Raw genomic sequence first — 13529 nt, 5'->3', positions numbered from 1 at the left:
GGTAGGCTGACCTGGCCCAAAGGGCAGCACCACCACCGTTTGTTCGAAGGGACCACCTCATGCCGCTCGAAGCCGGCCTCCTGGAGATCCTCGCCTGCCCGGCCTGCCACGCGCCGCTGGACGACCGCACGGCGGCCGAGACCCCCGAGCTCGTCTGCACCGGCGACGACTGCGGCCTGGCCTACCCGGTCCGCGACGGCATCCCGGTCCTCCTCGTCGACGAGGCCCGCCGCCCGGCCTAGAGCGCGTTGCGAAGGTCCCGCCCGCCCCGCGACGCCTCGCAGATGCTTCTGCTGCGTTGTCGGGATCGCCCGAGTACGCCCAGTACGAGAGCGACCCTCCGCCTTGCGATCGCATGCACCAGGCGCCGCGGGGCCCGCCCTCCGGGCGGACGGCGACACTTCCGCAACACGCCCTGGCGGCCGCTGCCCGGCGCGGATGTCACCGGGCCCCGTACAGGGCCCGCAGGGCGGACCCCGTACCGCCGCGACCCCGCGCCCGGGGGCCGGCTCGGGGCGACCGCACCCGCCGGCCCCGCGCCGAGGCCCCCGCGTCACACCGGCCGCCGCACCACGCTCCATCGGCACCGCGCAGGAGGCCGCGGCGGTCGGCGAGGGCGAGGGCTTCCGGTGCGTCGAGGAGGGTCTCGTCCAGCATGGGGCCTCAGGGCGAGGGCTTCCGGTGCGTCGAGGAGGGTCTCGTCCAGCATGGGGCCTCCCCCGGAGGCCCCATGCTGGACGAGACCCTCCTCGACGCACCGGAAGCCCTCGCCCTCGCCGACCGCCGCGGCCTCCTGCGCGGTGCCGCCGAAGCGGGCGCACGGGTACGGACCGCCGCCCGACACGCCGCGGAGGCGGGCATCGCCGACCTCCGCCCCGAAGGCAGGCCCCGCGCCGTCCTCGTCGCGGGCCCCGGCACCGCGGCCGCCGGCGTCGCCGACCTGATCGGCGCCCTCGCCGGCGCCTCCGCACCCGTCATCCGCCTCCAGCCCACCGGCGTCGCCCCCGTGGCCGGCGCCCTGCGCTGGGCGCTCCCCGGCTGGGCGGGCTCCGTCGACCTGCTCCTGCTGCCCACCACCGACGGCTCCGAGCCCGGCCTCGCCCTCCTCGCCGAGCAGGCGTACCGCCGCGGCATCACCGTCGTCGCCGTCGCCCCGCGCAGCTCGCCCCTCACCGAGGCCGTCAACGGCTCCCACGGCATGTTCGTCCCGATGGCCACCGCACCGTACGAGAGCCCCGACGAGTACACCGAGGTCCTCTCCGTCGGCCCCGGCGCCCTGTGGGCCCTGTTCACCCCGCTGCTCGTGCTGCTCGACCGGGTCGGCCTCCTCGAAGCGCCGCCCGAGGTCCTGGAGAAGGTCGCCGACCGCCTCGACCGCACGGCCGAGCGCTGCGGCCCGGCCATCGCCACCTACAGCAACCCCGCCAAGACGCTCGCCGCCGAGCTCGCCGACTCGCTGCCGTTGATCTGGACCGAGGGCGACGCCGCCGGCCCCGCGGGCCGCCGCTTCGCCGCCGTCCTGGCCGAACTCGCCGGCCTGCCCGCCCTCGCCGCCGACCTGCCCGAGGCCCTGCCCGCCCACGGCGTCCTCCTCGCCGGCGACTACGCGGCCGGCGCCGACCCCGACGACTTCTTCCGCGACCGCGTCGAAGAGCCCCAGGCCCTGCGCGCCCGCGTCGTCCTGATCCGGGACCGGCCCACCGGCGGCCTCACCGCCGCCCCCGCCGCCCGCGAACTGGCCCTCAGCCACGACACCGCCATCAGCGAACTCGAACCGGAGGAGGGCACCGAGCTGGAGGCGCTCGCCGAACTCCTCGCCGTCACCGACTTCGCCGCCGTCTACCTCTCCCTGGCCTCGGCCGSCATCGCGCCGCCCGCCTGACGCCCGCACCGCCTCACGCGCACCGAGAAAAGCTGGAAGGCTCCATGGACCGCCTCGTCAACACCGTCCGCCCCTACGCCTGGGGCTCCACGACGGCCATCCCGGCACTGCTCGGCATCGCCCCCACGGGCGCGCCGCAGGCCGAGATGTGGATGGGCGCCCACCCCGGAGCCCCCTCCGGCACCGGGCGCGGACCCCTCAACGAGGTCATCGACGCCGACCCGGTCCGCGAACTGGGCGCACCCGCCGTCGAGAAGTTCGGCCCCCGCCTGCCCTTCCTCCTCAAGCTGCTCGCCGCCGGATCGCCGCTCTCGCTCCAGGTCCACCCCGACCTCGCCCAGGCCCGGGCCGGCTTCGCCGCCGAGGAGGCGGCCGGCATCCCGATCGACGCCCCCCAGCGCAACTACAAGGACCCCCACCACAAGCCCGAGCTGATCTGTGCCCTCACCCCCTTCCACGGCATGTGCGGCTTCCGGCCCCCGACCGAGGCCGCCGACGCCCTCGCCGCGCTCGGCGTCGACTCCCTCAAGCCGTACGTCGACCTGCTGCACGCCCACCCCGAAGAGGCCGCGCTGCGCGAGGTGCTGACCGCCCTGCTGTCCGCGGACCGCGAGGAACTGGCCCCCACCGTCACCGAGGCCGCGACCGCCGCCGCCCGGCTCGGCGGCGCCCACGCCCCGTACGCCGTCCTCGCCCACCACTTCCCGAACGACCCCGGCGTCCTCGCCGCGATGCTGCTCAACCACGTCCGGCTCCAGCCCGGCGAAGCCCTCTACCTCGGGGCTGGCGTTCCGCACGCCTACATCGACGGACTCGGCATCGAGATCATGGCCAACTCGGACAACGTGCTGCGCTGCGGGCTGACGCCCAAGCACATCGACGTGCCCGAACTCCTCGCCGTCACCCGCTTCGAACCGGGCGAGCCCGCCGTCCTGCGCCCCGAGGCGTCGCCGTCCGGCGAAGAGCTCTACGAGATCCCCATCGACGAGTTCCGGCTCTCCCGCTTCGTCCGCGCCGAGGGCGCCGCCCCCACCGACGTCACCGCCGGTACGCCGCAGATCCTGCTGGCCGTCGCGGGCCGCCCCCGTGCCGGCGACGAGACCCTCGCCCCCGGCGAGTCCGTGTTCGTGCCGGCCGGCGAAGAGGTCGCGCTGTCCGGACCGGGGACGGTCTTCAGAGCCACCGTCGCCGCCTGATGCAACAATGTGCGGCCGGATCACCGGAACGGGTCACACGATCCGATCGCGGGACCGGAGCGGACCGCACCACGGCACAGCCGGAGCATCGACGAAGGGAACTCGTACACCCATGAGCGCGTCAGGCGGAACCAGGGCGATCGTGGCGGCACTCGCCGCCAACCTCGCGATCGCGGTAGCCAAGTTCGTGGCGTTCCTCTTCAGCGGTTCGTCCTCCATGCTCGCCGAGAGCGTCCACTCGCTGGCCGACTCCGGCAACCAGGGGCTGCTCCTGCTCGGCGGCAAGAAGGCCAAGCGCGAGGCCACCCCCCAGCACCCCTTCGGCTACGGCCGCGAGCGCTACATCTACGCCTTCCTCGTCTCGATCGTCCTGTTCTCCGTCGGTGGCATGTTCGCCATCTACGAGGGCTACGAGAAGATCAAGCACCCGCACCCGATCGAGGCCTGGTACTGGCCGGTGGGCGTCCTCGTCTTCGCGATCATCGCCGAGTCGTTCTCCTTCCGCACGGCCATCAAGGAGTCCAACGAGATCCGCGGCGGCCTGTCCTGGACGGAGTTCGTCCGCCGGGCCAAGGCCCCCGAGCTCCCCGTCGTCCTGCTGGAGGACCTCGGCGCGCTCGTCGGCCTCGTCCTCGCCCTCGGCGGCGTCGGCCTGGCGCTCGCCACCGGGGACGGCGTCTGGGACGGCATCGGCACCCTGTGCATCGGTGTCCTCCTCATCCTCATCGCGCTCGTCCTCGCCGCCGAGACCAAGTCGCTGCTCCTCGGCGAGTCCGCCGGCGCGGACCAGGTGCAGAAGATCGAGGCCGCGGTCGTCGACGGCCGGACCGTGACCCGCCTCATCCACATGCGCACCCTCCACCTCGGCCCCGAGGAACTCCTGGTCGCCGCGAAGATCGCCGTCGAGCACGACGACACGGCCACCGAGGTCGCCCGCGCCATCGACGCGGCCGAGGCGCGCATCCGTGCCGCCGTCCCGATCGCCCGCGTCATCTACCTCGAGCCGGACATCTACGACGAGAAGGCCGCCGCGGCCGGCCCCGACCCCGCCGCCACCCCCGGCGGCGAGGGCCCCGGCACCGGCCACTGACCTCCTCGCCGACAGCACCGCCAAGGCCCCCGGACCTCCTGGTCCGGGGGCCTTCCGGTGCCCGCGACGACCCGGCGACGGCACCTTCCGGACCGCTGTCGAGGCCGGAACCGGCCGAATCCCGGCCCCGGGCGGACTGTGGGTCGCTCGGCCGATCGGTGTAGATTCGAGACCAGCCAGACGTCGCTGCTGATGGCGGTCGGGCGGCCCGCGGGGCCGGCCGAGGGAGAGAGGGCCTCCGACGACTGCACCCCGGGAACACCGGGCATTCGTATGCCCGCACGTCCCCGAGCTGCGGTGTCAGGCGCTTCAACCGAACCCTCGCAACCGATCCACAAGGAGCAGCCCAGTCATGACGACTGTCGCCAACCAGCAGGACTTCAAGGTCGCCGACCTGTCCCTGGCGGCCTTCGGCCGCAAGGAGATCACCCTCGCCGAGCACGAGATGCCCGGTCTGATGTCGATCCGCCGCGAGTACGCCGAGCAGCAGCCGCTCGCCGGCGCCCGCATCACCGGCTCCCTGCACATGACCGTGCAGACCGCCGTCCTGATCGAGACCCTGGTCGCCCTCGGCGCCGACGTCCGCTGGGCCTCCTGCAACATCTTCTCCACCCAGGACCACGCCGCCGCGGCCATCGCCGTCGGCCCGAACGGCACCCCCGAGGCGCCGGCCGGCGTCCCGGTCTTCGCCTGGAAGGGCGAGACCCTGGAGGAGTACTGGTGGTGCACGGAGCAGGCTCTGACCTGGCCGAACACCCCCACCGGCGGTCCGAACATGATCCTGGACGACGGTGGTGACGCCACCCTCCTCGTCCACAAGGGCGTCGAGTTCGAGAAGGCCGGCGAGGCCCCGGACCCGTCCACGGCGGACTCCGAGGAGTACGGCTACATCCTGACCCTGCTGAACCGCACGCTCGCCGAGTCCCCCCAGAAGTGGACCCAGCTCGCGTCCGAGATCCGCGGCGTGACGGAGGAGACCACCACCGGTGTCCACCGCCTCTACGAGATGATGACCGAGGGCACCCTGCTCTTCCCGGCCATCAACGTCAACGACGCCGTCACCAAGTCGAAGTTCGACAACAAGTACGGCTGCCGCCACTCCCTCATCGACGGCATCAACCGCGCCACCGACGTCCTCATCGGCGGCAAGACCGCCGTGGTCTTCGGCTACGGCGACGTCGGCAAGGGCTGTGCCGAGTCCCTCCGCGGCCAGGGCGCCCGCGTCATCGTCACCGAGATCGACCCGATCTGCGCCCTGCAGGCGGCGATGGACGGCTACCAGGTCGCGACCCTCGAGGACGTCGTCGAGACGGCCGACATCTTCATCACGACCACCGGCAACAAGGACATCATCATGGCCGCCGACATGGCCAAGATGAAGCACCAGGCCATCGTCGGAAACATCGGCCACTTCGACAACGAGATCGACATGGCCGGCCTGGCCAAGATCGACGGCATCGTCAAGGACGAGGTCAAGCCCCAGGTCCACACCTGGAAGTTCCCCGACGGCAAGGTCCTGATCGTCCTCTCCGAGGGCCGTCTGCTGAACCTGGGCAACGCCACGGGCCACCCGTCCTTCGTGATGTCGAACTCCTTCGCGGACCAGACCCTGGCCCAGATCGAGCTCTTCACGAAGCCGGAGGAGTACCCGACCGACGTCTACGTGCTCCCGAAGCACCTCGACGAGAAGGTCGCCCGCCTCCACCTCGACGCGCTGGGCGTGAAGCTCACGACCCTCCGCCCCGAGCAGGCGTCGTACATCGGCGTCAAGGTCGAGGGCCCGTACAAGCCGGACCACTACCGCTACTGATGCCACGGCCGACGGAGCGCGTGCACTGACACGCGCCCGTCCCCGGCACCCGTAGAGGAATCAGGCAGGCCCCCGCACCCCCGTGCCGGGGGCCTGCCTCGTCCCCAGGGGCCATCAGCACACGGCCCCACCCTCCAGGAAGCACACCGAGGACCCATGCCCCGCGGCCGCTATTCGCTCCACGACCCGCACGATCACACCCCCCTCGGTGAAGAGCACTTCCACTGCGCACCCGGCCCCTCCGGCTGGCGCTACGTCTCGCAGACCACCACCCCCACGGGCGATCACGCCGGCTCCGTCGACCTCGCCGTCGACGAACTCGGCCGCCCCATCCGCCTCGAACTGCACGCCTCGAGCTGGCAGGTCCGCGGCGCGGCCCTCGACGGCGTCACCTGGGTCCGTACGGACCCCACCGGAACCCACGCCACCGAAGGCAATGTGCGCGCCCACGCCTTCACCGGCACGTCCCCGGCGTTCCTCGTCGCGCTCACGCGACTCCTGCGTCTCACCCCCGCTTCCCCCGCGACCCGCGTCCGGCTCGTCGCCTTCACGGATCCGGTGCTCGCCCCCCTCACGGTCGACCAGTCCTGGTCGCTGGTGAAGAGTGAAGCGCACGCCACTGACAACGGCCCGCTGGCCGTGGACGAGYACCGGGTGGACAGCCTGGACACCGGGGAGCGGCACACGGTCCACATCGCGGGGGACGTGGTCCTCTCCGCCCCCGGCATCGAACTCGAGGACCTGGAGTCCCCGCCGTCCGTCTTCCCCCAGGTCCCGTCCGAGGGCTTCGCTCCGGACCACTCCGGGGAGTTCCCGGAGAACGGCCTCTCCGAGGGGTAAGGGCCGTCGCGCGCGGAGGCTGAACCCCGGGCCCCGGGAAGAGCCGGAGCCGGGGGAGCCCGGACAGGGCCCCAGGGGTCGTCCTAGGCGGGTGGCGCGAAGCCCGTCGCGGGGGCCGCCGGTCCGTTCCCGGCCGCCGCTCCGGAGTCCGGAGCCCCGGCCGGAGCGGCCGCGCCCGGCGCGACCTCGGACAGCCCGGGCGCCGCGAACCCCGACCCCCCACCACCGGGCACCACCCCGGTCCCGGCCGGAACCGTGTCACCAGGACTCCCCGGCACCGCCGCGACACCCGGTCCCACCACTCCCGCGGCCCCGGGCAGCGCCCCGGCGGGCCGTCCCCCTAGTACGAGAGGACCGGGACGGACGAACCTCTGGCCCTAGTACGAGAGGACCGGGACGGACGAACCTCTGGTGTGCCAGTTGTCCTGCCAAGGGCATGGCTGGTTGGCTACGTTCGGGAGGGATAACCGCTGAAAGCATCTAAGCGGGAAGCCTGCTTCGAGATGAGTATTCCCACCTCCTTGAGAGGGTAAGGCTCCCAGTAGACGACTGGGTTGATAGGCCGGATGTGGAAGCCCAGTAATGGGTGGAGCTGACCGGTACTAATAGGCCGAGGGCTTGTCCTCAGTTGCTCGCGTCCACTGTGTTAGTTCTGAAGTAACGAACTCGCCCTTGTCGGCTGGAGTTTGTTTATTTCATAGAGTTTCGGTGGTCATAGCGTTAGGGAAACGCCCGGTTACATTCCGAACCCGGAAGCTAAGCCTTTCAGCGCCGATGGTACTGCAGGGGGGACCCTGTGGGAGAGTAGGACGCCGCCGAACAATCATTGTGGGAAAGCCCCGCACCTTATGGTGCGGGGCTTTTCTGCGTTCCGGGCAGATTCGTTCTGGGTGATCCGGTGAGCCGCCCGACGTCCGGTGTGGGCTCCGGGCCGAAAGCCGGAAGCCCACACCCGGGGGATCAGAGGCGGCCGGCGGCCTTCAACGCGAGGTAGGCGTCGGCCAGTGCGGGGGCGAGAGCGTCAGGGGCCGCGTCGACGACCGTGACACCGTGGCGACGCAGCTGTCCCGCGGTGCGATGACGCTGCGACTGCTCCTGGGTCGCCGCCGCGGCCTCGTACACACCGTCGACCGTGCCGCGGCTCGTCGCCATCCGAGCCGTACGGGGATCGGCGACCGAGGCCACCACCACCGTGTGGCGCCGTGTGAGCCGCGGAAGCACCGGCAGTAGCCCCTCCTCGATCGGCGCGGCGTCCAGGCTCGTGAGCAGGACGAGGAGCGAGCGGCGCGGTGCCCGGGCCAGCGCCGAAGCGGCGAGTGCCCGGGCATCCGTCTCGACGAGTTCGGGCTCGACGGTCGCCAGGGCGTCCACCACCGCCGGCAGGACGTCCGCCGCCGAACGCCCCCGGACCTGGGCGCGGAGACGCCGGTCGTAGGCCAGGACGTCCACACGGTCGCCTGCCCGGGACGCGAGCGCCGTCAGGAGCAGCGTCGCGTCCATGGCCGCGTCGAGTCGCGGCACGTTCCCGACGCGACCCGCCGACGTGCGGCCGGTGTCGAGGACGATCAGGATGTGGCGGTCCCGTTCCGGGCGCCAGGTACGGACGGCGACGCTCGTCTGCCGTGCGGTGGCACGCCAGTCGATGGACCGGGTGTCGTCACCGGGCACGTACTCGCGCAGGCTGTCGAACTCGGTGCCCTCCCCGCGGATGAGGACACTCGTGCGGCCGTCCAGTTCGCGGAGACGGGCCAGCCGGGACGGCAGGTGCTTGCGGCTGGGGAACGCCGGCAGGACACGGACGGTCCACGGGACCTCGTGACGACCCTGCCGCGCGGCCAGGCCCAGAGGTCCGAAGGAGCGGACGGTGACGCGGTCCGCCTGCCGGTCTCCGCGGCGGGTGGGGCGCAGGGCCGTGGTGATCCGGCGGCGTTCGCCGGCCGGAACGGTCACCTTCCGGCGGGACGCGGCCCGCTCGGTACCGGGCGTCCAGCTGCTCGGGGGCCAGGCGTCACGCAGGTGGGCGCGCAGCCGGCGGCCCGACGGGTTGGTGACGGTGAGGTGCACCTCCGCCGCGTCACCCAGTCGAACTGTTGTGTCACCACTTCGGGTGAACTGCAGCGTTCGTACTGGTGCGGCCATCGCGTAGTCGCACAGAATGGCGAGTGAGAGGGGCGCGTTGACCGCGAGCATCCCCGCCCAGCTGGGGGCGAGGAGGCCCACGGGGAGCGAACCGAGGGCAGCCAGGAGCGCTGTTCGTCCGGTGAGGGCCATGGGGCGCCGTTCTCAGCGGGGTACGGGGACGTGGGCGAGGATCGAGTTGATGACGGAGTCGGCGGTGACGCCCTCCATCTCGGCCTCGGGCCGCAGCTGGATGCGATGACGCAGGGTGGGCAGGGCGAGGGCCTTCACATCGTCCGGGGTGACGTAGTCCCGGCCGGTGAGCCAGGCCCAGGCGCGAGCGGTGGAGAGCAGTGCGGTGGCACCACGGGGGGAGACACCGAGAGTGAGCGAGGGGGAATCACGCGTGGCACGACAGATATCGACGACATAGCCGGTGATCTCCGGGGAGACCGAGGTCTTGGCGACGGCGGAGCGGGCTGCCTCGAGGTCGGCGGGGCCGGCGACCGGCCGGACGCCGGCGGCCTGCAGGTCGCGAGGGTCGAAGCCGTCCGCATGACGGGTCAGGACGCTGATCTCGTCCGCACGTGAGGGCAGCGGGACCGTCAGCTTGAGCAGGAAGCGGTCGAGTTGGGCTTCCGGCAGGGGATAGGTGCCCTCGTACTCGACCGGGTTCTGCGTCGCGGCGACCAGGAAGGGATCGGGCAGCGGGCGGGGAGTCCCGTCGACGGTCACCTGACGCTCCTCCATCGCCTCCAGGAGCGAGGCCTGGGTCTTCGGAGGAGTGCGGTTGATCTCGTCGGCGAGCAGCAGGTTGGTGAAGACCGGGCCCGGCTGGAAGGAGAACTCGGCGGAGCGCGAATCGTAGACGAGTGATCCCGTGACATCACTCGGCATCAGATCGGGGGTGAACTGGACGCGCTTGGTGTCGAGTTCGAGAGCGGAGGCGAGGGCGCGGACGAGGAGGGTCTTGGCGACACCGGGGACACCTTCGAGCAGGACGTGACCCCGGCAGAGCAGGGCGACGACGAGTCCGGTGACCGCGGGGTCCTGGCCGACCACGGCCTTCGCGATCTCGGTGCGCAGGGCCTCCAGGGAGGCACGGGCGGTGTCCGAGGTCGTAGCGGTCTCGGGGGTCGGGGCGCTCATGAGGTGCGTACCTCTCTTTCGAGGGCGTCGAGTTGGTCCGCGAGGCGGACCAGGGCGGCGTCGTCGGCGGGAGCCGGGCCGAAGAGGAGGCCCCTGGCGTCCGCCGGCTCTCCGGTCGCTTCGGTGAGGCGCGCGGAGAGGGCGGGGAGCAGGGCCTCGGGGGAGTGGGCGTCCCGGGTGGGCACGCCGAGGAGCGGAGCGATGCGGGTGCGGGTCGCGGCCCGCAGGACGGAGCTCGCGCGGTCACGGGCGCGGGACTTGCGGTAGAGGCGGGCACGGCCCTCGGTGGCCTCGGAGGCGCGGACGACGACCGGCAGGGGTTCGGTCACCAGGGGACCGAGGCGGCGAGCACGCCACACGGCGGCGAGGACCGCTGCGACGGCGAGTTGCAGGGTGCCCCACAGCCAGCCGGAGGGGACGAGGGAGAGGAAGTCGTCGGTGGGTCCGTCCTCGGTCTCGGCGTCGGCTTCGACGGCGGAAGGGTCGGACAGGGAGGGGAGGTACCAGATGAGATGAGGCCGGGAGCCGAGGAGTTGCAGGGCGAGCGAGGCGTTGCCCTGCCGGTCGAGACGGTCGTTGAGGAAGACGTCCGGGGAGCCGACGAGGACCGTCTCGCCCGCGGCGGGGTCCTTCAGAAGGACCAGGGTCGGCAGCCCGTCGGCGGGATAGCAGGCATCGGCCTGCGCCCCGGCGGTGAGGTAGCGCTCGCCGCCGAGGTCGACACTGCCGGCGCGGGTGGCGGCGGGCAGGGAGCAGTCGGCGGGCCGGTTGCGGACGGGGGCGCTGGTGGCGGAGGAGACGCCGGGGGCCAGGAACGGGATCGAGGCCTCGCCTGCGCCGACGAGGACGGTGCGGCCCGCCGAGGCCTTCATGGCCTCGCGGAGAGCGGACTGCTGAGAGACGGTCAGCAGATCGGGGGTGGTGACCAGGAGGGTGGTGTCCGTACCGGTCGCGGCGGTGGCCTCGTCGAGGGACGTGACGACCCGGAGTGTTACCCCCTGGGCCTTGAGGATCTCGGCGACGGCACGGCTGCCGTCGGGGTCGGCGGACCTGGGGTCGAGCAGGCCGTGGTGGTCGGCGGACCGGACGGTCGCCAGCGTGAGGCCGCCGTTCAGGATCAGGGCGAGCACGAGGAGCACGCCACGGACGCGCGACCAGATCTGACGAGGGGTGAGGGAGGCCGAGGTGGCGCTGGTGAGCGGTCGGTTCACTCGGCTGCCCCCGCGGAAGCGGTGTCGAGGGTGGGCCTGGTCCGCTCCAGGGACTCGTCCAGCGCCTCGATACGCCGGTACGCGGGCTCGTCCGCCGTGCGCCCGCCGTAGGTGATGTCGTCGAAGGCGCGGGCCGCGGAGCGGAGCTCGTCCGCGTGGGCGGGCAGGGTACGGCCGGCCTCGGCGGCCGCCTCGTCGGCCGTGCGGCCGGGCCGCGGGTCGAGCAGTGCGCGCTCCTCCAAGGAGCGGACGATGGCCCGCATCCGCTCCTGGACCGCCTGGTTCCAGCGGCCGGCGGACGCGTGCCGGGAGGCGGCGGCCCGGTGTTCGTCGGCGGTGCGGGGGCCGTCGTCGAACAGGGAGTCCGCGGTGGTGACGGCCCGTCGGGGGGTGCCGAGCCGCCACCACAGGGCGCCGGCCACGGCGAGCACCACGAGGACGATGGCGACCAGGCCGAGCACACCGCCGGGGGAGGCCCCCGACGCCGAGTCGAAGAGGCGGCCGATCCACTCCCAGAAGCGGTCGAGGCCGCGTTCGAGGAGGTTGGGGTCGTTCTCGTGGTAGATCGGCTTGGACAGCTCCCGCTCCGCCGCCTCCCGGGCGGGGTCGCGGGGGATGTCCAGCGGTATGTCGTCGGCGGCCGGCATGAACCGCGCGACGACCGCGCCCCCCGTGGCCGTCACCCCGTCAGCTCCCGGAGGTGTAGCCGGGAACGCCCGCGGCGCGGGCGAGTTCGAGGTCCAGCGCCTCGCGGCGGATGCGCTGGTCCACGTAGAGGAGGACGGTCACGCCGGCGGAGATCGGGTAGATGATCGCGTTGGCGATCACGCCGCCGATGCCCGTGATCAGGAGGAACGACCAGCTGTTGCCGGCCTCCGGGTTGTCGATGAAGCTGCTGAGGCCGCCGTCGCCGGCGACGATCGCGATGATCGCGAAGGGGATCGCGATGATCATCGCGACGATGAAGAGCAGCAGCTGCGTGAGCAGCGTGATGCCGAAGATGCGCCACCAGGAACCGTCGACCAGCTTGGCCGAGCGCTTGATCGACCGGATCACGCCCTGGCGTTCCAGCATCAGGGCGGGAGAGGAGAGGCTGAAGCGGACCATCAGCCAGACGACGACGACCAGTCCGGCCATGCCCCCGAGGCCGGTCAGCGCGTCGCCGCCGGTGCCGCCGAGGAGGAGACCGGGCAGCATGCCGACGCCCACGATGGCCGCGCTCATCAGCGGCAGCAGCAGGGTCAGTCCCAGCAGCTGGAGCAGCCGTGGCCGCGCCTCCTGCCAGGCTGCGGCGAGCGTGACCGGGCGGCCGAGGATGGCGCGGCTGATCACGACGGTGAGCAGGGCGGCGCACACCAGGCTCGTCATCACCATGATGACGAGCGCCGGGGCCAGGCCGACCATGCTGACCCGGACGGACTCCAGCGACTGGTCGAGGGCCTCGGCCGGGGTCGCGTCCGGGTTGATCTCCGGCGGGGCCGGCATGAGGTAGCGCTGGGCCAGGATGTCGGCCGTCTGGGAGATCACCGCGACCGTGACGGACACCGCCAGGACGGTGCGCCAGTACGTCCGCAGGGTGGACACCGCGCCGTCGAGGATCTCTCCGAGGCTCAGCGGGCGCAGCGGGATCACGCCGGGCTTGGCGGCCGGCGGCTTGCCCCACTGGCGGTGGACGGGGCCGCCTGACCAGCCGGGGCCCGGCGGAGGCGTGTGGGCGCGTCCGGGAGCGGGGGCGCCCGGCGAGGACCACTGGCCGGCGGGCGGCTGGTCCTTGGACCACTGCGGGGCGGAGCCGTTCGCGTCACCGGGCTCGGTGGGCCGGGGCACTCCGGGTCCGTCGTGGCCGTCGGAGGGAGCGGACCCGGGCGAGGTCCAGCCCGGAGTGTCGTTCACGGTCGTCCACCTCGAGGAATGGTCGCGGGGCCGGATCGGCGAACCGGCGCGSTCGGCGATCAAGGCGAGATGGAGGCCCGCACCCCGGTCCGCGGGCGGGTTCCGCGTGGCACGATGGCTCACGGTCGGCCGCCGCGACAGACAGCGGGCCGGCCGCCGAGACCGCGCCGGTTCGCCGATCCGGCCCCGCGACCATTCCTCGAGGTGGACGACCGTGAACGACACTCCGGGCTGGACCTCGCCCGGGTCCGCTCCCTCCGACGGCCYCGACGGACCCGGAGTGCCCCGGCCCACCGAGCCCGGTGACGCGAACGGCTCCGCCCCGCAGTGGTCCAAGGAC

General features: G+C 72.6%; 11 protein-coding genes, 1 rRNA gene and 1 other annotated feature. Of the genes, 7 read left to right on the top strand and 5 right to left on the bottom strand.

All coding sequences use genetic code 11. The features are described from left to right. Positions 1-59: 59 nt before the first annotated feature. The 7 genes from EAO71_RS15370 (at position 60) to rrf (ending at position 7639) form a co-directional block, all read left to right on the top strand. Complete coding sequence (locus EAO71_RS15370; RefSeq protein ID WP_147978240.1) at positions 60-242, top strand: Trm112 family protein; 183 nt, start codon at positions 60-62, stop codon at positions 240-242. A gap of 488 nt (positions 243-730) precedes the next feature. After that, positions 731-1882, top strand: coding sequence for an SIS domain-containing protein (locus EAO71_RS15360; protein WP_147978238.1), 1152 nt, complete (start codon positions 731-733; stop codon positions 1880-1882). Positions 1883-1926: 44 nt separating this feature from the next. Then, positions 1927-3078 (top strand): mannose-6-phosphate isomerase, class I, encoded by a 1152-nt coding sequence (gene manA / locus EAO71_RS15355; RefSeq protein ID WP_147978237.1) that lies wholly within the window; start codon positions 1927-1929, stop codon positions 3076-3078. A 112-nt stretch (positions 3079-3190) separates the two neighbouring features. Then, the gene (locus EAO71_RS15350; RefSeq protein WP_147978236.1) at positions 3191-4168 is read left to right on the top strand and encodes a cation diffusion facilitator family transporter; all 978 of its coding nucleotides are present in this window, start codon (positions 3191-3193) and stop codon (positions 4166-4168) included. Between the two features lie 352 nt (positions 4169-4520). Then, complete coding sequence (ahcY, locus tag EAO71_RS15345) at positions 4521-5978, top strand: adenosylhomocysteinase (RefSeq protein ID WP_147978235.1); 1458 nt, start codon at positions 4521-4523, stop codon at positions 5976-5978. Between the two features lie 156 nt (positions 5979-6134). After that, positions 6135-6818 carry a hypothetical protein gene (locus EAO71_RS15340; RefSeq protein ID WP_147978234.1) on the top strand — a complete coding sequence of 228 codons (684 nt, stop codon included), beginning with the start codon at positions 6135-6137 and terminating at the stop codon, positions 6816-6818. Positions 6819-7176: 358 nt separating this feature from the next. Further along, positions 7177-7432: a sequence feature (23S ribosomal RNA rRNA prediction is too short), on the top strand. Positions 7433-7522: 90 nt separating this feature from the next. Then, a 5S ribosomal RNA gene (gene rrf, locus EAO71_RS15335) occupies positions 7523-7639 on the top strand. A gap of 139 nt (positions 7640-7778) precedes the next feature. Here the strand turns inward: rrf and EAO71_RS15330 are convergent. The 5 genes from EAO71_RS15330 to EAO71_RS15310 are packed head-to-tail and all read right to left on the bottom strand — an operon-like array spanning position 7779 to position 13189. Then, positions 7779-9089 (bottom strand): DUF58 domain-containing protein, encoded by a 1311-nt coding sequence (locus EAO71_RS15330; RefSeq protein ID WP_147978233.1) that lies wholly within the window; start codon positions 9087-9089, stop codon positions 7779-7781. A 12-nt stretch (positions 9090-9101) separates the two neighbouring features. Beyond that, positions 9102-10085, bottom strand: coding sequence for an AAA family ATPase (locus EAO71_RS15325; RefSeq protein WP_147978232.1), 984 nt, complete (start codon positions 10083-10085; stop codon positions 9102-9104). Beyond that, the gene (locus EAO71_RS15320; RefSeq protein ID WP_147978231.1) at positions 10082-11296 is read right to left on the bottom strand and encodes a DUF4350 domain-containing protein; all 1215 of its coding nucleotides are present in this window, start codon (positions 11294-11296) and stop codon (positions 10082-10084) included. The genes EAO71_RS15325 and EAO71_RS15320 overlap by 4 nt, the downstream gene beginning before the upstream one ends. After that, positions 11293-11979 (bottom strand): DUF4129 domain-containing protein, encoded by a 687-nt coding sequence (locus EAO71_RS15315; protein ID WP_399754694.1) that lies wholly within the window; start codon positions 11977-11979, stop codon positions 11293-11295. Before EAO71_RS15315 ends, EAO71_RS15320 begins: the two co-directional genes overlap by 4 nt. A 4-nt stretch (positions 11980-11983) precedes the next feature. Next, complete coding sequence (locus tag EAO71_RS15310) at positions 11984-13189, bottom strand: DUF7544 domain-containing protein (protein ID WP_147978230.1); 1206 nt, start codon at positions 13187-13189, stop codon at positions 11984-11986. Positions 13190-13529: the final 340 nt, after the last annotated feature.

It is taken from the genome of Streptomyces sp. MS191 (assembly GCF_008042125.1).
Classification (GTDB): domain Bacteria; phylum Actinomycetota; class Actinomycetes; order Streptomycetales; family Streptomycetaceae; genus Streptomyces.
Note: the sequence above shows the minus strand (reverse complement) of the source record. Positions and strands in the feature narration are given on the sequence as shown.

Bases quoted from the DNA above. Each gene is read 5' to 3' on its own strand.
- EAO71_RS15350 (WP_147978236.1), top strand. From the start codon at position 3,191: ATGAGCGCGTCAGGCGGAACCAGGGCGATCGTGGCGGCACTCGCCGCC.
- EAO71_RS15330 (WP_147978233.1), bottom strand. From the start codon at position 9,089: ATGGCCCTCACCGGACGAACAGCGCTCCTGGCTGCCCTCGGTTCGCTC.
- ahcY (WP_147978235.1), top strand. From the start codon at position 4,521: ATGACGACTGTCGCCAACCAGCAGGACTTCAAGGTCGCCGACCTGTCC.
- manA (WP_147978237.1), top strand. From the start codon at position 1,927: ATGGACCGCCTCGTCAACACCGTCCGCCCCTACGCCTGGGGCTCCACG.
- EAO71_RS15370 (WP_147978240.1), top strand. From the start codon at position 60: ATGCCGCTCGAAGCCGGCCTCCTGGAGATCCTCGCCTGCCCGGCCTGC.
- EAO71_RS15325 (WP_147978232.1), bottom strand. From the start codon at position 10,085: ATGAGCGCCCCGACCCCCGAGACCGCTACGACCTCGGACACCGCCCGT.